The following is a 21,293-nucleotide window of genomic DNA, read 5'->3' on the forward strand; positions in this document are numbered from 1 at the left end:
CACGTCCCCCAGACCTATTTCGTCCCATACATCCGGTCGCCAGCGTCGCCAAGGCCGGGCACGATATAGCCCTTTTCATTCAGCTTTTCATCCAGCGCGGCGGTGATAATCGGCACATCGGGATGAGCCTCTTTCATGCGCGCCACACCTTCCGGTGCCGCCAAAAGACACATAAAGCGGATATTGCGTGCACCCGCCTTCTTCAACAAATCAATCGCCGCGGCCGAACTGTTGCCTGTCGCCAACATGGGGTCAACTGCGATGACCAACCGGTCCTCCAACGCCTCGGGCACTTTGAAATAATACTGAACCGGTTGCAGCGTTTCTTCGTCACGGTACAACCCGACGAACCCAACTCGTGCCGAAGGGATCAGCTCCAAAACACCGTCCAGCAATCCATTGCCCGCGCGTAGGATCGACACCAAAGCCAGCTTGCGCCCAGCCAAAACCGGCGCATCCATGTCTTGCATCGGGGTGGTGATCCGTTTGTTTACCATCGGCAACTCGCGCGTCACCTCATAGGCCAGAAGCTGACTAATCTCGCGCAGAAGCTGTCGAAAATGATTGGTCGGTGTCGCCTCGTCTCGCATCAGTGTCAGTTTGTGCTGGATCAACGGGTGTTTCACGACGGTTAGATGGTCATACATCTTGAGTCTCCAGTATTTCGCGCACGCGCGTGCGGGTATTTTCATCACAGAAAGCCGCGTCAATCGCGGTCAGGTTCAGGTCTTTGAAGTCCGCATCATCCCAGCCGAACTGGCGCGACAGGTCTTCGTATTCTTTCACCATATTGGTGCGGAAGAAGGGCGGATCATCGGTCGACACGGTGACCTTCACGCCGCGGTCACGCAGCTTGGCAATGGGATGTGCGGCAAGGTCGGGATAGACGCCCAGAAAGACGTTTGATCCCGGACAGACCTCAAGCGTGATGCCGTCCTCGATCAAACGATCCACCAGCGCTAAATCTTCGATTGCCCGCACCCCATGGCCGATGCGCTGGACCTTCAGATCATCCAAAGCGGCGCGCACCTCGTCCGGACCATTCCATTCGCCCGCGTGCGTGGTCAGCTGCAAACCAGCTTCGCGCGCCATATCAAAGGCATAGGCAAAATCACCTTGTTTGCCTGACTTTTCATCGCCACCCATGCCAAAGCCGGGGATGAAATCGCCAGCTGTTTCCTGTGCACAGCGCGCGGTTTCACGGGCGGCGTCAGGGCCGAAATGACGCACGGCGGTGACGATGCCGCGCAGGGTGACTCCAGTGTCGCGTTCGGCTTCGGCGGCGGCTTCGACAATGGCGGCAAGGTAGTCGCGCCAAGCGCCGACGTCGCGCGCGCCGCAAAAGTCCGGAGAGATGAAGGTTTCAACATAAACCACCCCCGCCTCGGCGCAGTTTTCCAAAACGGCCTTGGTCAGACGGGCGTAATCTTCGGGGCTTTTCAAAACCGAGGTCGCGGCTTCGTAAACTTCCAGAAAATGCCAGAAATCCCGATAGGCATATCCGCCATCCTCGGCAAAAATGGCTGACAAATCGACGCTTTTCTCTTTTGCCAAACCCCGGATAAAATCGGGTGGGGCGGCACCTTCGATATGGGTGTGCAGCTCGACCTTCGGCAGCGATTTGAAACTCATAGAAACGACGTCCCTGCCCCACGTGTGTCCAGACCCAGATGCGCCGCGACCGACGCGCCGATATCTGAAAAGCCACACAAACCGACCTCGTGCAGACCGACGCCCGCACCAATCACCGGCACCCGTTCGCGGGTGTGATCGGTGCCGACCCAAGTCGGGTCATTGCCGTGATCGGCGGTGAAGATCAGCAAATCGCCTTCGCGCATTTTTTCGAACAGGCGCGGCAGTTCGCCGTCAAACCATTCCAACGCGCGGGCATAGCCAGACACGTCGCGACGGTGACCATATCTGGAGTCGAACTCAACAAAATTGGCAAATACCAGATCGCCATCCTGCGCCGTATCCATCGACGCAACCAGATGCTCCATCAGGTCGGCGTCCGCACCCTTCTTCAGCGTATCAATCCCGCGATGGGCAAAAATGTCGCCGATCTTGCCAATCGCATGCACTTTGCGGCCCGCTTCTTGCACCCAGTCACACAAGGTCGGGCTGGGTGGCATCATGGCAAAATCACGGCGGTTTGTGGTGCGTTTGAACCCATCAGCTTCCGACCCAAGAAAGGGGCGCGCAATGGCGCGGCCCACCTGCATGGCGTGGACCATTGGCGCGATCGCCTCGCACAGATCAATCAGCCGGTCGAGGCCAAATACCTCTTCATGAGCGGCGATCTGTATGACGCTGTCGACCGAGGTGTAAACGATGGGCCAGCCCGTGCGCAGGTGCTCGGCCCCCAATTCGTCAAGAATTTCGGTGCCCGAGGCATGTTTGTTGCCCAGAATGCCATCCACGCCCGCGATCTGGCAGATTTTCTGTGTTAGCTCCTCAGGAAAAGCGGGCTGCGTGTCCGGGAAATAGCCCCAATCCCATGGCACCGGCACCCCGGCGATTTCCCAATGGCCTGATGGGGTGTCCTTGCCCTTCGATATCTCTTCGGCCGCGCCCCACAACCCTTGCGGGGTTGCGGTCAACCCCGGCGTTTCGTCACCCGAGGACAGACGGATCGCGGCCCCCAAACCCAGCCCATCCAGATTGGGCATCTTCAACGGCCCGCTGCGCCCTTCTTCAGCCCGACCAGCGGCGCAGGCTTGCGCGATGTGGGCCAGTGTGTTGGCCCCGGTGTCGGGCACCGTCTTGTCATTGAAGAAAGCGTGCGCATCGGGTGCGCCGCCACAACCGGCACTGTCCAATACGATCAAAAAGGCGCGGGTCATGTGTTCACCATATGCTCGGGTCCGAAGGCGCCCGGTAACAGCTCGGACATGGTCATAGTCAGGCTTTCGCCGCTCATCGTCATCATGGTGACAGTCGCATCCGCGTCTGCGAATTCCGCCAATTTCTGGCGACAACCGCCGCAGGGTGTGACCGGCAGTGGCGCATCGGCGATCACCACAACCTCGACCACCTTGCGATCACCTGCCAAGGCCATCGCCGCGATTGCGCCCGCTTCGGCGCAAGTGCCTTCGGGATAAGCCACGTTTTCAACATTGCAGCCCGCATAAACCGCCCCCGAGGCACAGCGCAGCGCCGCCCCAACTTTGAAGTTCGAATACGGCACATAGGCATTTTCACGGGCAGTTTTTGCAGCGTCCAACAGCGACATCGGACCTCCTGATCAGTCATGGTTTGATGTCCAAACACCGTGGCGCGAGGTGCCGCCGGATGCAAGGCCAAACCGCGCGCGTGTTGACGAGCCAGCCAATACCTGCGCTATCCTATGGTTGCGCAAGCAGGCTTGATTGCGCTTGGCCCCTTATTGTAGGGCAGGACAGCAGATGGTTTAATGCTAAACTTCCCGCAGGAGGATACCTTGAGCGAAGACAATTACCCCCGCAAACGCGCGTTGGATTATCATGAGTTTCCGAAACCAGGCAAGCTGGAAATCCGCGCAACAAAGCCCATGGCAAACGGACGCGACCTAAGCTTAGCCTATTCGCCGGGGGTGGCCGAAGCTTGTTTGGAAATTCAGAAAGATCCCTCCTCCGCAAGCCGCTACACCACCCGCGGCAATCTGGTTGCAGTGGTTTCGAACGGGACTGCGGTGCTGGGTTTGGGCAATATCGGCGCGCTGGCATCTAAGCCCGTGATGGAAGGCAAGGCGGTTTTGTTCAAGAAATTCGCCAACATTGACTGCTTCGATATTGAGCTGGACGAAAATGACCCCGAAAAGCTGGCCGATATCGTTTGTGCGATGGAACCCAGCTTTGGCGCGATCAATCTTGAAGATATCAAGGCACCAGATTGTTTCATCGTTGAACAAATCTGCCGCGAACGGATGAACATCCCGGTTTTCCACGATGATCAGCACGGCACCGCCATTGTCGTCGGCGCAGCAGCCACGAACGCGCTGAGGGTGACGGGTAAGTCTTTCGACCAGATCAAGGTTGTGTCCGCTGGCGGCGGTGCGGCTGGTATTGCCTGTCTGAACATGTTGCTGAAACTGGGTGTAAAGCGTGAAAACGTCTGGTTATGCGATATTGCAGGGTTGGTCTATAAAGGTCGCGAGGCCGATATGACGCCGCAGAAGGCGGCCTATGCCCAAGGCACATCCACGGCCACTTTGGACGATGTGATCGAGGGTGCAGACCTGTTCCTTGGTTTGTCAGGCCCCGGCGTGCTGAAACCCGCGATGGTCGCAAAGATGGCCAAACAGCCCATCGTGTTCGCCCTTGCCAACCCAACACCCGAGATCATGCCGGATGATGTGCGGGCCGTCGCGCCCGACGCCATCATCGCGACAGGCCGGTCTGACTTTCCCAATCAGGTCAACAACGTATTGTGCTTCCCATTCATTTTCCGGGGCGCGCTTGACGTCGGCGCGACCGAAATCAATGACGCGATGCAACTGGGGTGCATCGAAGGTATCGCGGCCCTTGCCCGCGCAACCACATCTGCCGAAGCCGCCGCCGCCTATAAGGGCGAACAGCTGAGTTTCGGCGAAGATTATCTGATCCCGAAACCGTTCGATCCGCGCCTGATGGGTGTGGTCGCCAGTGCGGTTGCGAAGGCCGCGATGGAAAGCGGCGTGGCCACCCTCCCGGTTGACGATATTGAAGCATATAAAGAGACACTGGACGGCTCGGTTTTCCGCTCGGCCTTGATCATGCGCCCGGTCTTCGAGGCCGCAGCGACCGCAAAACGCAACATCGTCTTTGCCGAGGGCGAAGATGAACGCGTCCTGCGCGCCGCCAATGCGATGTTGGAGGAAACAACCGATGCGCCCATCCTGATCGGGCGGCCAGATGTGATCGCCTTGCGTTGCGAACGCGCCGGCCTGTCGATCAAACCGGGCAAGGATTTCCAGATCGTGAACCCGGAACGCGATGACCGGTATCGCGACTATTGGGGTGCATATCATCAGATCATGGCACGGCACGGCACGACACCGGATCTTGCAAAGGCCATTCTGCGCACAAATACCACAGCCATCGGTGCAATCATGGTGCATCTGGGCCATGCTGACAGTGTCATCGCTGGCACGTTCGGACAGTTTTTGTGGCATCTGAATTACATCAAGCAGATTTTGGGCACGGACGAATTGCATCCGATCGGCGCACTTAGCCTGATGATCCTGCAAGACGGGCCGATTTTCATTGCAGACACGCATGTGCACAACACACCGACCGCAGAACAGATCGCAGAAACCGTCTGTGCGGCGGCCCGGCATGTGCGCCGGTTCGGGGTCGAGCCGAAAATCGCCCTGTGTTCCTATTCTCAGTTTGGCAACCATTCTGGTGACAGTGGGGTGCGGGCGCGGGGTGCTTTGGATATTCTAAACAGTCAACCACGCGATTTTGCGTATGAGGGCGAAATGCATGTAGATGCGGCTTTGGACGCAGACGTGCGCCGCCACATCTTCCCGGATGCTCGTTTCGACGGCCCTGCCAATGTTTTGGTGTTTGCCAATGCGGACGCCGCCAGCGCCGTTCGCAATACGTTGAAGGTGAAGGGCGGCGGGCTTGAAGTTGGACCGATCCTGATGGGCATGGGCAACCGCAGCCATATTGTCACGCCATCAATCACCGCGCGCGGATTGCTAAATATGTCCGCGGTCGCTGGCACGCCTGTGGCGAGGTATGGATAAGGCGACTCGGCGCTGCTAATATTTGCAAGGTGGAGTTTGCAGTTTTGCAAACTCCACCATTTTCAAATTTTGACCACCTATTTCGCTGAGGTTTGCAAAAATTTGCAGGCAAAAGAGAGTGCGATTGCAAATTTTTGCGGACAAACAGCCGCAGGCCAAACGCCGCGCTTGCCCTAACGATAGTTGGGGGCGTAACACATCATACCAAGGGAAATTGGAGGAAGTGCACCATGGCATACAAAGACGTATACGCAGCCTGGCAGACCGACCCAGAAGCCTTCTGGATGGATGCGGCCCGCGCGATCACTTGGGACAGCCCCCCGTCAAAAGCTCTCTTTGACGACAACGCGCCGCTGTACGAGTGGTTCTCGGACGGAATGGTGAACACCTGCTACAACGCGGTGGACCGCCACGTCGAAGGCGGGCGCGGCGATCAGGTGGCAATCATCTATGACAGCCCAATCACCGGACGTCAGGCCAAGATCACTTTTGCCCAGTTGAAAGACCGTGTCGCATCGTTTGCAGGTGCGTTGAAAGCGAAAGGCGTCGAAAAGGGCGATCGGGTCATCATCTATATGCCGATGGTACCTGAAGCTTTGATGGCCATGCTGGCTGTCACCCGTATCGGCGCGGTGCATTCGGTGGTGTTTGGCGGCTTTGCGTCGACCGAACTGGCGGTGCGCATCGACGACGCCAAACCCAAAGCGATCATCGCCGCATCTTGCGGGATCGAGCCGGGCCGCGTCATCGCCTACAAGCCGCTTCTGGATGGCGCGATTGATATCGCCGAACACAAGCCGGACTTCACCGTGATTCTTCAGCGGGAAGAGGCCATCGCCGACTTGACCTCCGGTCGCGATTACGACTGGACCGAGCTGGAAGCAGGTGCCACCCCCGCCGATTGCCTGCCGGTCGAAGGCAACCACCCGGCCTACATTCTGTATACTTCGGGCACCACCGGCCAGCCGAAAGGCGTCATTCGTCATACTGGCGGTCATCTGGTCGCGCTGAACTGGACGATGAAAAACATCTACAACGTCGATCCCGGCGATGTGTTCTGGGCGGCGTCCGACGTGGGTTGGGTCGTGGGGCACAGCTATATCACCTATGGCCCGCTGATCCACGGCAACACCACCATCGTATTCGAGGGCAAGCCCGTCGGCACACCCGATGCGGGCACTTTCTGGCGGGTGATCTCGGAACACAAGGTTAAGAGCTTCTTTACTGCCCCCACTGCTTTTCGCGCGGTGAAACGCGAAGACCCCAAAGGCGAGTTCGTGAGGAAGTATGATCTGTCGTGCATGAAACAAGTCTATCTGGCCGGTGAACGCGCTGACCCGGACACCATCGTCTGGGCGCAGGAACAGTTGCAGGTGCCGGTGGTCGATCACTGGTGGCAGACCGAAACCGGCTTCGCCATCGCCGCGAACCCGCTGGGGATCGAGGAACTGCCGACCAAGCTTGGCTCGCCCTCTGTGCCGATGCCGGGTTATGACGTGCAAATTCTGGACGAAGGCGGCCACCCGATGGCAGCAGGCGAATTGGGCGCCATCGCCATCAAGCTCCCCCTCCCCCCCGGCACGTTGCCGACGCTGTGGAACGCAGAAGATCGCTTCAAGTCCAGCTATCTGAACACGTTCCCCGGCTATTACGAAACAGGCGACGCGGGATACAAGGACGAGGACGGATACCTGTACATCATGGCCCGCACCGACGATGTGATCAATGTCGCAGGTCACCGCTTGTCGACCGGCGGCATGGAAGAGGTGTTGGCAAGCCACCCTGATGTGGCCGAATGCGCCGTGATCGGCGTCACTGACCAGCTGAAGGGCCAGTTGCCGTTGGGCATGATCTGCCTGAACGCAGGCACCGACCGCCCGGAAGAAGACGTGACCGCAGAATGCGTCAAGCTGGTGCGTGAAAAGATCGGCCCTGTGGCCGCGTTCAAGCTGTGCATCGTTGTGGACCGGCTGCCAAAGACACGGTCGGGCAAGATTTTGCGCGCGACCATGGTTTCGATCGCCGACGGCAAGGACTACAAAATGCCCGCTACGATTGATGATCCGGCCATTCTGGAAGAAATCCAGGAAGCGCTGCAAAGCCTTGGGTATTCCAAGTAACGACCGCCTGGGAATGGGGAAAACGCCTCCGAACCTAGTTTGGAGGCGTTTTTTTTGGCATTTCAACAATCACTTCGCTAGAACCAAACCGGGCACCGCAGAATGTGCATAGATATCGGGGAATGATGGTGATGGACGAACGCAACAATCCCAGCACCGCCAATTTGACCGCTGCTGATCCCAACACAGACAGTGCGCCCCCTTTGGCAATGGTTCTGGCACCACCCGATATCGCCGACCTGTTTCCGGCAACGGTTTTTGATGACCTTGAATGCCAAGTCGCCTATGCCAATTCGATCTCCGAAGCGAAAGTCATCGCCGACGACAGCGCCGTCGACATCATTGTCCTGCCGTTGCGCGTGAACAATCGCAACGTGCTGCCGCTGATCCGGGATCTGTTGAAGCGAAATCCTGATCAGGCAATCATCGTCGTGTCGCAAAGCGACGAAATCAACGATGCGGCCGAAGCCATGCGATTGGGCGCGCTGGACTGCATCTTTGTCCCATTCACCCAAAACCGTCTGCAAAAGACGGTCGCCAATGCGCTAAAAAAGGTGGTTCGGCGTGCGATGGATCCGGTGTCAGTTCTGAAAACCGCGAAGCCCGCCACGCGGCGCGCTGGCCTGAAACCCGCCAGCTCAATCGCGTCGGTTAGTCCCGATGAAGCTTGGGTCAGGCATGGCATGGTTTTGTCAGACCTGTCTATGAAACCGGTACTGCACGCACTGGACACCATCGCACCGTCAGACGCGCCCGTCTTTATTGAAGGTGAAACGGGCACAGGGAAAGAACTTCTGGCTCGCGCCCTTCATGCGGAAAGTGGACGGTCCGCAGGTCCGTTCGTCGTCATCAATTGCGCGCGCCTGGAAGCAGGCACTCTGACCAAGCAGCTATTTTCCGACCATCGAAATAGCGCGGGTTGTGGTGCCAGCGCTGCCAACGGCGGGACGCTGTTTCTGGACGAAATTGCACGCACAGACCTGCGCGTTCAAAAGCAGTTGATGCGGTTTCTGGATAGCAGAGAGATTGCGGCCTTTGGCACCGTTGATGCCGCAAAAGTTGACGCACGCATCATCTGTACCAGCACCGAAAACGCCCGGGCTGAAATCAATGCGGGGCGGCTGCGCGAGGACCTGTATTATCGGCTGCATGTGGTGCCGATCTCGCTGCCCGCTTTGCGTGATCGCGGCGGGGATATACTTGCCATCGCCAACAACAAACTGGCGCAAACATCCCGCCAAGAGGGGCGGCGCTTCCGAGGTTTCACATCCGCTGCTGCCGACATCCTGAAGGCGCACCCTTGGCCCGGCAATGTGCGTCAGTTGATCAACGTCATCTGGAATATCGTCTTGCACCATGACTCGGAACTGGTCACCGCCGATATGTTACCGGTTGACCTTCTGGCTGAGCATCCGGTTCGCCCCCAAACACTACACCCAGAGCAATTATTGGCTGGCACGGGGTTGCTGGGACGATCACTAGCTGACATCGAACGTGTTGCGATTGAAGAAACGATCCGGTCGCAGGGTGGCTCGATCCCGCGGGCTGCGCAAATCTTGGACGTTTCGCCATCAACGATCTATCGCAAGCGGGAAAGTTGGGCGCGCGGCTAGCAGCGTTGGTCAGACGAACTGTTCGCGGATCAAACGTTCTTCCAGCCCGTGGCCCGGATCAAACAGGATGCGATGGGAAATCTTAGCATTCGACGTAATCTCGACCGACACAACGTTGCGAACGGACCGGCCGTCCGCATCGGCCATCACAGGGCGTTTTTCATGTTGCAACACATCAAACCGCACCAACGCATTTTTTGGCAGCAACGCGCCGCGCCAACGACGCGGACGAAACGCAGCCACGGCCGTCAGGGCCAGAACATCTGATCCGATTGGCAGGATCGGACCATGCGCGGAATAGTTATAGGCGGTCGATCCCGCGGGCGTACAAAGAAGCGCGCCGTCGCAGGCCAGTTCTGGCAATCGAATCCGCCCATCAACCGAGATTCGCAGCTTGGCGGCTTGCGGGCCGATCCGCAGCAAGCTGACTTCGTTGATTGCCAGCCCCGTATGCACTTTTCCATGGGCGTCTATTGCGCGCATGGATAGCGGGTTGATCACCTCTTCTTCAGCAGCAATCAGACGTTCAATCAGGTCATCTGGCGAATACTCGTTCATCAAAAACCCGACTGTGCCGCAATTCATCCCGTAAACAGGCGCGGGCAGGTCTTGGGTGTCGTGCAGCGTTTCCAGCATGAACCCGTCCCCCCCAAGCGCCACGATGATGTCGGACTTGTCGGGTTCCACGGTGCCATATCGCGTCACCAATTCGTCCAGCGCCGCCTGCGCGATTTCTGCGTCGCTTGCGACAAATGCGATCTTGCGGCTCATGATTGGTTTCCCGATTGACTGCCTTCGTTTCCGAAAGAAACACATGTTTCCGCAAAGTGCCAGAAATTGCCGCGTCTTTATCCGGCCACGTCGCTTTCCGGTCTTTGCGTTTGATGGTGTTTCCGATAGGAAATCCAATAACTGGCTTCCAACCCAAGGAATACGCGCATGACTGCCACCCGTGACCAAGGTTTCTTCACCGAATCCCTCGCCTCTCGCGACCCCGAGCTTTATGGCTCGATCACTGACGAGCTGGGTCGCCAACGCGACGAGATTGAGCTGATCGCCTCGGAAAACATCGTGTCCGCCGCCGTGATGGAGGCGCAAGGCTCGGTCCTGACCAACAAATATGCCGAGGGCTATCCAGGTCGTCGCTATTATGGCGGGTGCCAATATGTCGACGTTGCGGAAAATCTGGCGATTGATCGCGCCAAGGAATTGTTCGGATGTGAGTTTGCGAACGTTCAGCCAAATTCGGGCAGTCAGGCAAACCAAGGGGCCTTCATGGCAATGATCCAGCCGGGTGACACGATCCTTGGCATGAACCTTGCTTCCGGCGGACACCTGACCCACGGCGCAGCCCCCAACCAGTCGGGCAAATGGTTCAACGCCGTGCAATATGGCGTGCGCAAGCAGGACAACCTGATCGACTATGATCAGCTTGCCGACCTTGCCAAAGAACATAAGCCCAAGCTGATCATCGCCGGTGGCTCAGCCATCCCGCGCCAGATCGACTTTGCCAAGTTCCGTGATGTGGCCGACAGCGTGGGCGCCTTCCTGCTGGTCGACATGGCGCACTTCGCTGGACTGGTGGCTGCGGGCGAACACCCATCGCCCTTCCCCTATGCTGATGTGGCGACCACCACGACGCACAAAACCCTGCGCGGTCCGCGCGGCGGGATGATCCTGACCAATCGCGAGGATCTGGCCAAGAAAATCAACTCGGCCATCTTCCCTGGCATTCAGGGCGGGCCCTTGATGCACGTGATCGCCGCCAAGGCGGTGGCATTTGGTGAAGCCCTGCGCCCTGAGTTCAAGACCTATCAGAAACAGGTCCGCGCCAATGCGGTGGCCCTGGCTGACCAATTGATGAAGGGCGGGCTGGACATCGTGACTGGCGGCACCGACACGCACGTGATGCTGGTCGATCTGCGCCCCAAAAGCGTGACGGGCAATATCGTCGACAAGGCGCTGGGGCGTGCGCATATCACCTGCAACAAAAACGGCATTCCGTTTGACCCCGAAAAGCCCACCGTAACCTCGGGCATTCGTCTGGGCACCCCTGCCGGCACCACACGTGGTTTCGGCGAGGCAGAATTCCGCGAGATCGGCGATTTGATCGTTGAGGTGGTTGATGGGTTGGCCGCCAATGGAGAAGACGGCAACGGTGCGGTCGAAGAGGCTGTGAAAGCCAAGGTCGCCAAGCTATGCGCCCGGTTCCCACTGTATCCAAACCTTTGATGAACTGAGCCGCCGGAAATTTCTGGTATCACTTTTCCCACACTGGGAACGAAACAAGGCCCTAGCGTAGTGCTGGGGCCTTCACTTTTTCAATATTTGGGTCGCGGCTACAGGTTCTATAATCAAACCAACCCCCGCCAGATGATCACCCCAGCGACCAGTGCTGCGACGACCAGAATGTTCAGTAAAACGCTTGCCGAGACATTTACCGCAATGCCCCGCCGCCGGTCCCAGGCGTCCAAATCAAGCAGATAGCTTTCAATCGCGTCGGCGGCTTTCGCGAGCCGTTTGGTGTCGACCTGCCGTCCCAATCGGGGGTGGGATGACAACCGCAAGGCTTCGCTCAAGACCTCACCCTCGCGGCGCAGATGACGCGGCAACAGACGTCCTGCGCGGCGAAGCTTGGTCTCAAACCCCGCGCCGCGAATGTCCAACCGCTCTTCCAGCAGCTGGGCCAGCCGATCTGTTCGTGCGTGAAAATCCACCTCGCGCTTCGCCTTTCACGATTTTTCTTCGCCGCCACCTTACCGACATCATCGATGTGTCCGAAAGGGCTTAACCGCACAAAAAGGGGTTCAAGCGCGCGCGCGCGCGCGTTATCAAACCACATGCTCGAGATGCAAACATATGGCACCGACACGGTGCAGCCTCCGATCCTGATTGCCCACGGCCTTTTTGGCTCGGCCCGCAATTGGGGCGTGATCGCCAAACGACTGTCGGTGGACCGCCGGGTTGTCAGCGTGGATATGCGCAATCACGGCCTTAGCCCGTGGACAGATAGTCACAGCTACCCCGACCTTGCCGACGATCTGGCTGAGGTCGTGACCGCGATTGGCGGCACGGCGGATGTGATCGGGCATTCGATGGGGGGCAAGGCCGCGATGGTCTTTGCGATGGCGCAGGCAGATATGGTCCGCCGCCTTTTGGTCGCGGATATCGCGCCCATTGCCTATGGCCATAGCCAGCAATCAATGATCACCGCCATGCGCGGCATTGATCTGTCGCAGGTCAATACGCGGGGCGATGCAGACCGGCAATTGGCGCAAGTGATTGACGAGCCTTCCGTACGGGCGTTCCTGTTACAGTCACTTGATGTAAAGGCGCAAGAATGGCGCCTGAACCTTGACGTGCTGGAGCGGGACATGGATCAGATCATCGGGTTCCCGGACCACCAAGGCCAGTTTGACGGACCGACGCTTTTTTTGTCCGGGGCAACGTCTGACTACGTCCAACCAGAACACCGCGCCATCATTAAAGGTCTTTTTCCGAAGGCCAAACACGCCAAAATTCCGCAGGCCGGGCATTGGTTGCACGCCGAAAAGCCACGCGAGTTCGAGGCCTCGGCGCTGGCCTTCTTAAGCACCTGACAAATACATCGCACCAATCGCCACAAAGTGCCGTCAAAAAATGTTGGTGGGGGTGTGAATCGGGGCAAGGTTGTCTCGAAATTGCAAAATTTACCACGCAACTACAATGACTTATTTTCAGTTAATTCATAATGGGATCAAAGATCCCGCGAAAATCGGGGAAAGATTCCGCGAAATCATACAAAAGACAACAAAAAAAGCCCGCCGAAGCGGGCCCTCGATCTGAAGGCATTTGAAGGTATCAGGCTGACTTTTTGAACTTCGAAAGCGAACTGACGTCTACGTAGACAGAACCAATGCCAACCTTATCAGAATGGCGGTATCCACAGATCTTACCAGCTTGGATGTCGACGAAGACATCTTCGAACAGCCCAGCACCACGCTGGCAAGCATAAGCAATAGGATGAAAATCGCCTTCAGCGTCATCCGCAAGAAGCGGCAATTCCTCCAGACTCCGCAAAAAATCATCAAGGTGCGCTCGTGAAAAAACAACGTGCCGAACTGAACCGCGGCCCGTCCGTGGTATCAGCGGCTTAACGATATCTATCCGATACAGCGCTTCGAATTGACCTTTGGAAGCGCCAAGATAATCAGGAACGTCCTGCAACCGAACCGCAGACTTAAATGCCTCGACCATTGGTACGGTCTTCGCTGCCTCAAAGACTGCATTGCCGCAGTCAACTTCCGTCGCATCTTCTGGCAGCTGCCCCAGCCTTTTCAGAACGCGTGACAACCGCACCCGAGGAATGTCGACCTCAGCGGATAAGCTTTGCAGGGTATGGTATTTGCGTTCTGTTACCTCGACACCAAGAACCTTGGTACCTGGTTCGACAGCAGAGTTCTTAACAATATGGTCCCGTAGGATGTCGCGGATCGGCCCTGGGTCAACCGTGTTGCTCCGGCGATGCAACCAATCATAGAGCTTACCATAATGCGCGAGCGGTCCGGCCTGTACTGCCGATGCCGGTGAAGTCATCCGGATCGTATCCAATGCGTCAGCGACCGCCTCAAGTCCTTCCCTGTAGATGGAGAAACCAATATCAGTAGCTTCTTCAGTCTGCGCAGCGGATAGCTTCTTTGTAGCGACACGATGCCCATGCTCCAATGTTGCGCCTAGCATTTCAGATGCAGCAAGAACCTGCTCAAGGGTTTGACTGTCGATCCAGTGATTGCCAGGAAGCGAGCCACCATCGAGACGCGTTCTTAACCAAAATAGGTAGTCCGGTGTCCCTGACTTTGCGGCCTGGGGTTCTTCAGGCATTTCACTACCCATGGCAAGGCGCAGGCTCGTTTCGTTCTTGTAAGCGGCATCAACTAACCAAGACGAATGGCGGTCACATCTGGCCACATGACGAAAGCCCCAAATAAGGCGGAACCTATGATCTGCCATTTGACCGTCTTCTGCCAAACAGGAGGGACAATAGCGGGCAGCACGTGGGCTCAAGAACGTTTTGGAGATATATTCGCCCCGAAACGACGCTCCGCGCGGAAACACCCGGATGGCCCCTTTCTGAACGTCATGCACGCGTAGGCCCGACGCTTCGGCAAAGGCTCCGACGGCTTCCTCGCGGCCGGAAATGAAATGTTCGATGTTGATGCCGAGGTCTCTCAACAGACGCTCCATGCCGCAGCCGGTGTGCATTACCGACAAACGGTCTGCAAAAGAAAGCAAGGTTTCTTCTGAATTATAGGGAAGACTTGGCCAAAGAGTCATGACTGTCCCCACCCAACGGCGGTCAACTCTGCCTTAACAACATCCCACTCAGCGCGGTCAAAAGGTGTCATTTCGAGGCCTGAATTAGATTTGCGGTAGACCCGCTCGGCAGCTTCGAGGGTGACCGTCTCCTGCTTCCTCACGAGCACAGAGCGCAAAATGTCTTTTCCTAGAGCTACACTTTTGCCGATCTGCCCATGTTCTGCGAAAAGAATACGCTGAGGCAACGCGTCGTTCTCTGAGACCTGGACCCCTAATATCTGCGCGCACCTCATAAAATTCTTGCCAAATGTATTCGCTCCGCGAGAACCTGGGCGTAGCCCACTTAGAGACAACTCGTTGAAGCGCCGCATTGTTTCACCAGACGCCTCTGCAAGGATCGCTGACTTCAAACTTGGCACTCCGGAAATAATGAGGGCAACACGATCTTGCGATTGCATGATGTGTTTCAGCGCTTGAATAGCACCGGGAATGTCCCGCCCTGCCCCAGGTCGAAAAATGTGATGGCACTCGTCGATGATTAAGGCTTTGATCCCAACGAGGCCAAAACGATGCCTCGCTATCTCCCAGGCGTCAGCGGCACGCAGCTTTGCATTGATCTTGTCATAGCCCGTTTTCGCCAAAATGATCTCCGCGAGTTTTTTGATCGTCGCTTCTGGCGGGACCGTGATGTAGAGGGTGTTGCCGCCCTGATTGATTTTGAATTCCGTCAAGACGGGATCAACGCGTAGCGCGCGCATCATCAGCGCCGTCTTTCCGCCTCCAGATTGGCCAAGGACCATCAGGCCCTTGGTCTCACCGGTCAGCGGATCAAAACGCGGCTCAGCCGTCCGCTCGCCGTCGTCATCCATCTGAAAAATATCTATCAGATAATCTTCAAGATCGCGTTCCGCTCCGAATTTCCAATACCTTTCATCAAGCCAAGCCAGCTTTTCGTTTAAAGAAACGGGGGTAAAGTTGGTCATCTCGTTCATTCTTACTCCATTGAATCGTCGTCAAAATCTGTGCCGCCGTCGCACACATGTTCATGTGCGGCCTCGGCCACGTGGTTATTGTCTCTGGGGTGATCGCGCGCACCGTCATCAACGTCATCAAGCAGCCCACGATAAGGCCCTGCCTTGTGACGGCGCTCCGCCGTGTCTGCGTGGCGAACGAAGCGTTGGACGTCTTTCCGAAGTTCTGCCGGCGTTTTGGGGAGAGAAATCAATCCCTTCAACTGCTTCAGTCGAACCGACTCTCTGGTGGCGTCATTGATGAAATCGCGGCGTGCGCGTAGTTCGTCGGGGTCTTCCTCTTGCTGTTCCTGAAGCCATTCGCGCAGATCGATATCGTTCTTGCCGATCCACTGCTCGTCTTTTGCCAGCACCGTGTACCAAGGCCCGTCATCGCAGCGCGCACTGATTGTGCCAATGTCGCCATCCCATCGGAGAAACTCAAAATACTCTGCATTTGAATTGACGAACTGCTCCATGAGGAAATCTGACTGATAGTCGACATGGCACACCCGAAGTCCTGCCTGACTGAGCTTACGGCGACCCGGCACACCAAAGACTTCACGCATTTCGTCACTGCTGAGTGAGCGTGGCGTGCATTCCTTGATTGACTTTTCCCAGGCCCGCTTAGGCGACATGCCAAGCGCCGGGTGCTTTTTTGTGTGATAGGCATCGACTGTCCAACGCACCAACCACACCAGAAACGCTTCCAAAGTAAGGGTCGCTCGGCCCGCAGCGTCATTTTCTTCGCGCTCGACAACATTACTGAATGCACGCCCCGAGAAGCGCAGCAGCAGGTCGCTGTGGATTGTCCTGAAAACGCGCTCAATGAAAGGTTTTAACCAGGGCTTACCAGCGGGCGCACCAAGATTGGTGATGCCGAGGCTGGCGAGAACGTCATAAGCATCATCCGTGACGTACGCAGAGCCTCGATCGAGCACGATGGTTTCAGGCGCCCCTGCCATCGGCCAGCCGAATTTTGCACCTGCTGCGTCTGCAATTGGATTTTTATCAGAATAGATCATTTCCACAGTTTGTTTCAGGGGGCTTTCAATGCCCTCCGGTACAATCTGAAGTGCAACGAAGCAGCGCGTGTGAACATCAAGTGCTGCAGACAACGTGACACGCCGCGCAAGACCATCCAGGCTCAAAATGTCTTTGATAGATTGCGGCAGATGTTCGAACAGGTCCGTTTTTTGCATGAGTACAAACAGATCAACCGTGTATTCATCAATCTCGACCCTCTGCAGTGCTCGCGAGGTTTCAATACCCACGCCAAGCGTGTGAAGGTCTTTGTAGGCCTTGTCCCAACCATGCTTGCGGATTTTGTGGTCAAGTGGGGCATGCTCTTTGATCAATCGAAGAATGTAGTCATAGCCGACCCGCTTCATCTTAGCAGCAGGAACCAGCAGACGCTCGCGTCGTTCGTTTTCAGCGTCTATGGCGGCTTGGACGCTTTCGACGAGCGACTTGATCGTTACACGCTCTTGGTCCCAAAGGTTGCCCAGAATACTCTCAATGAAGTTGTCGGTTAGGTCATCATACCGTTGGTACTTCCCGCAGTTCCGATACTTGTCGAAGAGACCGTCATCGCCATCAGTGCGCCACTGCCAATACCATTTCCACATGGTTTGACCGCATTTGAACCCTTGATGGAATTCAACAGACTTCTCGATTTCCCTCTTTGATTTTGTGGCTCGCGCACCTCCGCGCTTGCGCCCTCGAATAGAAAGTGCGGCCAAATACTCATCGTACCTGTTTTTGCCTGCCGCGACGATCTTGATGATTTTATCACAGAAATCATCACGGATCAGTTGAAGTTCTCCAGCATCAACCAGGTCTTGGATCGCCAAAACATACTGCTTCTTAAAGCGCTGCCGAGCAATCTCGATAGGCATACGCTCAACCCGACGGATTTCTTGGCGGCGGAACTGTTTTGCCAAAGGCCTCTGCAGAACCTTCAGGTTGCCGTAATTGTTTTCTGTTACGATGGCATCGTAAGAAATGACACCAGCCGTGCTCTCATTACACTCACCAGTTTCAGGGTCCGTCCATTCGTCCCAAAAGATCAGGTACCCTTCAGGGCGCAGCTCAAGAACGCGTCCATTACGTATGCCGACAGCAAACTCACAATCTTTCTCAAGCAGAACCTTGGTTTTTTTCTTGAACGGCGCAGCCATTACGAAACCGCTCCGCGTTCAATCAGAGTCTTCCCTCGGATTTTTTCAGGTGTGAAAAGGCGCGCATGCCCTGCACGAATGGCTCGCGCGACACTAAAGAACCCTCGCCCTGAAAGGCCGATGCCCTCAAGAAATTCGCTAATTGACACCGTAGTTTCAAGCTGAGCCAGTCCGTCGACAACAATGGCGTCGATCTCGGGCTCCGGTTTTCTCGCTGCGTGATAAAGTTCAACGTTATGCAGTTCAATCGGACTGATATTACGCTCAGTCACCGTTGCAACAGCATCGCAAATATTGCCAATCGCGGCACTCTTCACAGCGCCGATCGTTGCTTGGTAGGCATAAGTTGTGGCAATCCGTTCCGGTTTAACAGAGATGCAAATTCTTTGACCACCCTTTGTAGTGAATCTAAAATCGAAGAAATGCTCACTCGAGGTGCCTCTGGGATGGCTAAATGGCAGTGATGCCAACTGCTCTTCGATATCGGCAAAGTCGTCGCGATAAATTAGGCAGATCGCCGTCTTGAATTCCGTGTAGCTGGCAAATCCAATGCGCTGAGGTTTGCCATTGATATTGTTATAGACAAACTCACCGACGAAATGGCCTTTTGAAGATTTTGGAATCTTGCGGACAGCGCGGCTCTTCGCCGGCGTCAGCATCAAGTGCTTTCTGGCTGCGCTCATAACCCTGTGCCTCCAGCACCGTGGCGGCCGCCGAATGAACTTCCTTCAGAGCGTTTTCCCATGGCCTCGCAGCGCCCGTACGCAATGCGACAAACACCACATTTGGGTTGTCTGCCGGGCAAACACCTTGCACCTCGGTTACCACTTATTGACCTCGGGATGGCCGCTTGATGTTTTGTCTCGTCACCCATTGGGCACGTCTCCACCGGTCCGCGCCAGCAAGATCCTGGGCGGTGATTTTTATTTATGAAGTGATGAACAGGACTTACTTTCCAAAGGGCCTCGAGGACCTTTTCGGTGTAGCAATCAACGTCTGGGCCCAAGGGCCCTCACTTCGTCACGCCACGTACACGACGCGGTATTTGTTTACGTCTCCGTGACCGGATATCTGATCATGGCCCTTAAAGGACCGTTCATTTCAAGACAGGCTCAAAATGCACTTTCGCATCGTTGAGTCGAGTCATATTTTATATTCAATTCATGTACTTAGCGAAAATCTTGACTGCTATTAAAATCTCAAACACACAGGTGCCCCAGATTTTCAAAGCTTAGTTCGTTTTCGCATTCACATCAGACATGAACATCCTTTGACCGATACCTATGGTGAGACTTTAAATCTGGGAATAGGTCAGCAAAAACGAGATGTGGACGGACTGTCTACTTTGTTCAAATGCCTGACTGACCGGTACCGTGTGACTGAAGGGCTTCAAGCAGCCAGAAGAAATGATCACGTCCACCCAACTCAATATCTGGTGGTAGGTTGATTTCCTCTGAGCAGATGCAGCGGCCAATGAGACCACCATCTTCAAGCAGAAGTTCATCCGTCAACAATTTGAGAAGACGGCGCGCAGTTTCATAGGCCAATCCATGGCGATCTTTGAAATCATGCGCCCCGATGATGTCGAAGCTGCTCATCGTTGCTTTGTGTTTTATGATGTCCTCGGCAGCTAAGAAATATGTGAGCAGTTTTTTGTTGGCGCCATGTGCAAAAGTTCCGGCTGTCGCGGAAAAATGGTAGGCACATTTTCGGCAGCGATATGTTTTTCGCGCACTTTTCGGTGCGATATCGTGTGCATCGCACCGCGGGCAGAACACCCCGGACTGCCACCGCACTGCCTCGAAATGATCAACACAAGAATCACTATCTTGAAACTTAGCTTTTACCCCGCCTTCAGGAAGTCGATGAGCCAGCGACATCCAATGGATGCGCTCAATATCGTGTATGGACAAACCAGACTGCATGCTCACTCCATTACGAGAGTTATTCAGGCTCTAAAAGAGCAGCAACGCCATTCCGTAAAGCAGCATTTCATGCAACGTGCGGCGAAGGTCGGCTGTGAGCCGATTCTGTTCTCTAATCCGTCAATACGGGTTTCCGAATATCGTATTGTGATGTCAGAGGTTGCCTTTGTTCTCTTCGAACTCTTGGGTTCATAATGGGGTTGGCTGGGTGTGGGTCGGCAAGGTGGAAACCGCAATCATACCGTTGGTCTTGGTTGTTGCTACAGAATCGACGCCGTGTCTCACGCCCTCCCTCGGGCATCGTCCCAGATGGGAACTTTGATTTGGAATCCTCGTGATTGTCGCTCTGGTGATCCTTATGCGAACTGGAATTCGGTTTGGTCGCGCATCATCGCGTGCAGGATGATAGCGAGGCGTCTGGCGAGGGCCACACGTGCCTTCCTCATTGTTGAGCGCGCACCAATCGCAAGCGCCCATTCCTTCAATTTGAGCGGGCCAGCATACCTCGTCAGCATGACATTGGCCGCCTCGTACAGGAGCGTTCGAACCCTGATATCACCCCGTTTCGAGATGCTGCCGACATAGTCTACTTCTCCGGACTGATGCCGCCTTGGGACAAGCCCAAGGTACGGCCCGACATCGCGCGATCGTCGGAACCTCGACGGATCATCTATTGCGGCCGCAAAAGCCAGTGCCGTGATCGGCCCGACACCCGGGACGGTCATAAGACGTGAGCAGGTTTTCGATTTACGGGCCATCTTTTTAATATCGGCATCAATTGCAGCAACGGCCGCCAATATTGCTTCGCGCGCTGCAAACAATCCGTTCAATGCAGCATGAAGACCTGGAACCCCATTACTCACTTTCAGAGCGGCATCTTTGAACGCAGGCGACAGTGCCCGTGGCAACCGTACACCAAATACGACCACCAGCCCACGGATCTGATTGTCGATTGTCACGCGCTGCCCGACCAATTTCTTGCGTGCTGCGATCAGTGACCGTATCGCATGAGCAGACAGCGATTTGACGTGGGTAGGTTTGTAGAACCCGGTCCGCGCCAGATGTGCCAGGCCGCGGGCGTCATTTCGGTCTGACTTGTGACCGGCCAGTGATTTGAGGGCCTGATAGGCTTGTCTGCTTTCAATGCATTGGATTGGAATGCCGCGTGCAGTAAGCCCGTGATACAGCATCGGTGCCATTCTGCCGGTCTCAAACACAACGCCTGCGCAAGTTGGACCAGCCGCGAGAAAATCACTAATCGCATCTGGTGACGAACGTGCCTTTCCTTCTCGGATCAACACGCCGTCACGATCCAAAACACAAACGTGCGTCTCTTCCATCGAGACATCCAATCCAGCAAAATACTCCATTTATTCACTCCTCCATAGGGTTGCGAATACAGTCTACCAGACGGTTTGCAGAGCCAGATTCAGATTA

At 55.9% G+C, this 21,293-nt stretch carries 17 protein-coding genes; 5 read left to right on the top strand and 12 right to left on the bottom strand.

What is annotated here, in order from left to right:
- Positions 1 to 14: 14 nt before the first annotated feature.
- From upp to MUY35_RS04265, 4 genes are read right to left on the bottom strand one after another with little or no spacing between them, the layout of a single operon-like run.
- Positions 15 to 647, bottom strand: coding sequence for a uracil phosphoribosyltransferase (gene upp, locus MUY35_RS04250; protein ID WP_248364163.1), 633 nt, complete (start codon positions 645 to 647; stop codon positions 15 to 17).
- Complete coding sequence (locus MUY35_RS04255; protein ID WP_248364164.1) at positions 640 to 1,632, bottom strand: adenosine deaminase; 993 nt, start codon at positions 1,630 to 1,632, stop codon at positions 640 to 642. Before MUY35_RS04255 ends, upp begins: the two co-directional genes overlap by 8 nt.
- Complete coding sequence (locus tag MUY35_RS04260) at positions 1,629 to 2,843, bottom strand: phosphopentomutase (RefSeq protein WP_248364165.1); 1,215 nt, start codon at positions 2,841 to 2,843, stop codon at positions 1,629 to 1,631. Before MUY35_RS04260 ends, MUY35_RS04255 begins: the two co-directional genes overlap by 4 nt.
- Positions 2,840 to 3,232: a cytidine deaminase gene (locus MUY35_RS04265; protein ID WP_248364166.1), complete on the bottom strand. Its 393-nt coding sequence runs from the start codon at positions 3,230 to 3,232 to the stop codon at positions 2,840 to 2,842. Before MUY35_RS04265 ends, MUY35_RS04260 begins: the two co-directional genes overlap by 4 nt.
- A 180-nt stretch (positions 3,233 to 3,412) precedes the next feature.
- Here MUY35_RS04265 and MUY35_RS04270 point away from each other — a divergent pair, with 180 nt between their 5' ends.
- From MUY35_RS04270 to MUY35_RS04280, 3 genes are all read left to right on the top strand, one after another.
- Positions 3,413 to 5,713 (top strand): NADP-dependent malic enzyme, encoded by a 2,301-nt coding sequence (locus tag MUY35_RS04270; protein WP_248364167.1) that lies wholly within the window; start codon positions 3,413 to 3,415, stop codon positions 5,711 to 5,713.
- A gap of 230 nt (positions 5,714 to 5,943) precedes the next feature.
- Entirely contained in the window at positions 5,944 to 7,833 is a 1,890-nt protein-coding gene (locus tag MUY35_RS04275; RefSeq protein WP_248364168.1) for a propionyl-CoA synthetase, read from the top strand.
- A 131-nt stretch (positions 7,834 to 7,964) separates the two neighbouring features.
- Positions 7,965 to 9,446 carry a sigma-54 dependent transcriptional regulator gene (locus tag MUY35_RS04280; protein WP_248364169.1) on the top strand — a complete coding sequence of 494 codons (1,482 nt, stop codon included), beginning with the start codon at positions 7,965 to 7,967 and terminating at the stop codon, positions 9,444 to 9,446.
- Positions 9,447 to 9,455: 9 nt separating this feature from the next.
- Here the strand turns inward: MUY35_RS04280 and MUY35_RS04285 are convergent, their stop codons facing one another.
- Positions 9,456 to 10,217 carry an NAD kinase gene (locus tag MUY35_RS04285; protein WP_248364171.1) on the bottom strand — a complete coding sequence of 254 codons (762 nt, stop codon included), beginning with the start codon at positions 10,215 to 10,217 and terminating at the stop codon, positions 9,456 to 9,458.
- Positions 10,218 to 10,385: 168 nt separating this feature from the next.
- Between MUY35_RS04285 and glyA the strand changes: the two genes are divergently transcribed.
- Positions 10,386 to 11,678, top strand: a complete 1,293-nt coding sequence (gene glyA / locus MUY35_RS04290) for a serine hydroxymethyltransferase (RefSeq protein ID WP_248364173.1) — start codon at positions 10,386 to 10,388, stop codon at positions 11,676 to 11,678.
- Positions 11,679 to 11,800: 122 nt separating this feature from the next.
- Here the strand turns inward: glyA and MUY35_RS04295 are convergent, their stop codons facing one another.
- Complete coding sequence (locus MUY35_RS04295; RefSeq protein WP_248364175.1) at positions 11,801 to 12,163, bottom strand: hypothetical protein; 363 nt, start codon at positions 12,161 to 12,163, stop codon at positions 11,801 to 11,803.
- Between the two features lie 123 nt (positions 12,164 to 12,286).
- Between MUY35_RS04295 and MUY35_RS04300 the strand changes: the two genes are divergently transcribed.
- Positions 12,287 to 13,045, top strand: coding sequence for an alpha/beta fold hydrolase (locus tag MUY35_RS04300; protein WP_248364177.1), 759 nt, complete (start codon positions 12,287 to 12,289; stop codon positions 13,043 to 13,045).
- 241 nt (positions 13,046 to 13,286) lie between these two features.
- Here the strand turns inward: MUY35_RS04300 and MUY35_RS04305 are convergent, their stop codons facing one another.
- The 6 genes from MUY35_RS04305 to MUY35_RS04330 form a co-directional block, all read right to left on the bottom strand.
- The gene (locus MUY35_RS04305) at positions 13,287 to 14,759 is read right to left on the bottom strand and encodes a TniQ family protein (protein WP_248364178.1); all 1,473 of its coding nucleotides are present in this window, start codon (positions 14,757 to 14,759) and stop codon (positions 13,287 to 13,289) included.
- On the bottom strand, positions 14,756 to 15,733 hold the full coding sequence (locus MUY35_RS04310) for a TniB family NTP-binding protein (RefSeq protein ID WP_248364179.1): 978 nt from the start codon (positions 15,731 to 15,733) through the stop codon (positions 14,756 to 14,758). Before MUY35_RS04310 ends, MUY35_RS04305 begins: the two co-directional genes overlap by 4 nt.
- Before the next feature lie 2 nt (positions 15,734 to 15,735).
- Positions 15,736 to 17,931: a hypothetical protein gene (locus tag MUY35_RS04315; protein ID WP_248364180.1), complete on the bottom strand. Its 2,196-nt coding sequence runs from the start codon at positions 17,929 to 17,931 to the stop codon at positions 15,736 to 15,738.
- Positions 17,931 to 18,614, bottom strand: a complete 684-nt coding sequence (locus MUY35_RS04320) for a hypothetical protein (protein WP_248364181.1) — start codon at positions 18,612 to 18,614, stop codon at positions 17,931 to 17,933. Before MUY35_RS04320 ends, MUY35_RS04315 begins: the two co-directional genes overlap by 1 nt.
- Positions 18,615 to 19,280: 666 nt before the next feature.
- Positions 19,281 to 19,856 carry a transposase gene (locus MUY35_RS04325; protein WP_248364182.1) on the bottom strand — a complete coding sequence of 192 codons (576 nt, stop codon included), beginning with the start codon at positions 19,854 to 19,856 and terminating at the stop codon, positions 19,281 to 19,283.
- A gap of 356 nt (positions 19,857 to 20,212) precedes the next feature.
- The gene (locus MUY35_RS04330; protein ID WP_248364183.1) at positions 20,213 to 21,226 is read right to left on the bottom strand and encodes an IS110 family transposase; all 1,014 of its coding nucleotides are present in this window, start codon (positions 21,224 to 21,226) and stop codon (positions 20,213 to 20,215) included.
- Positions 21,227 to 21,293: the final 67 nt, after the last annotated feature.

Source organism: Aliiroseovarius sp. S1339 (genome assembly GCF_023195695.1).
Taxonomy (GTDB): domain Bacteria; phylum Pseudomonadota; class Alphaproteobacteria; order Rhodobacterales; family Rhodobacteraceae; genus Aliiroseovarius.

Coding starts and splice junctions, on each gene's coding strand:
- MUY35_RS04325 (WP_248364182.1), bottom strand. CDS start 19,856: ATGCAGTCTGGTTTGTCCATACACGATATTGAGCGCATCCATTGGATG.
- MUY35_RS04275 (WP_248364168.1), top strand. CDS start 5,944: ATGGCATACAAAGACGTATACGCAGCCTGGCAGACCGACCCAGAAGCC.
- MUY35_RS04270 (WP_248364167.1), top strand. CDS start 3,413: ATGCTAAACTTCCCGCAGGAGGATACCTTGAGCGAAGACAATTACCCC.
- MUY35_RS04285 (WP_248364171.1), bottom strand. CDS start 10,217: ATGAGCCGCAAGATCGCATTTGTCGCAAGCGACGCAGAAATCGCGCAG.
- MUY35_RS04260 (WP_248364165.1), bottom strand. CDS start 2,843: ATGACCCGCGCCTTTTTGATCGTATTGGACAGTGCCGGTTGTGGCGGC.
- upp (WP_248364163.1), bottom strand. CDS start 647: ATGTATGACCATCTAACCGTCGTGAAACACCCGTTGATCCAGCACAAA.
- MUY35_RS04280 (WP_248364169.1), top strand. CDS start 7,965: ATGGACGAACGCAACAATCCCAGCACCGCCAATTTGACCGCTGCTGAT.
- MUY35_RS04265 (WP_248364166.1), bottom strand. CDS start 3,232: ATGTCGCTGTTGGACGCTGCAAAAACTGCCCGTGAAAATGCCTATGTG.
- MUY35_RS04320 (WP_248364181.1), bottom strand. CDS start 18,614: ATGAGCGCAGCCAGAAAGCACTTGATGCTGACGCCGGCGAAGAGCCGC.
- MUY35_RS04310 (WP_248364179.1), bottom strand. CDS start 15,733: ATGAACGAGATGACCAACTTTACCCCCGTTTCTTTAAACGAAAAGCTG.
- glyA (WP_248364173.1), top strand. CDS start 10,386: ATGACTGCCACCCGTGACCAAGGTTTCTTCACCGAATCCCTCGCCTCT.
- MUY35_RS04315 (WP_248364180.1), bottom strand. CDS start 17,931: ATGGCTGCGCCGTTCAAGAAAAAAACCAAGGTTCTGCTTGAGAAAGAT.
- MUY35_RS04255 (WP_248364164.1), bottom strand. CDS start 1,632: ATGAGTTTCAAATCGCTGCCGAAGGTCGAGCTGCACACCCATATCGAA.
- MUY35_RS04300 (WP_248364177.1), top strand. CDS start 12,287: ATGCTCGAGATGCAAACATATGGCACCGACACGGTGCAGCCTCCGATC.
- MUY35_RS04330 (WP_248364183.1), bottom strand. CDS start 21,226: ATGGAGTATTTTGCTGGATTGGATGTCTCGATGGAAGAGACGCACGTT.
- MUY35_RS04305 (WP_248364178.1), bottom strand. CDS start 14,759: ATGACTCTTTGGCCAAGTCTTCCCTATAATTCAGAAGAAACCTTGCTT.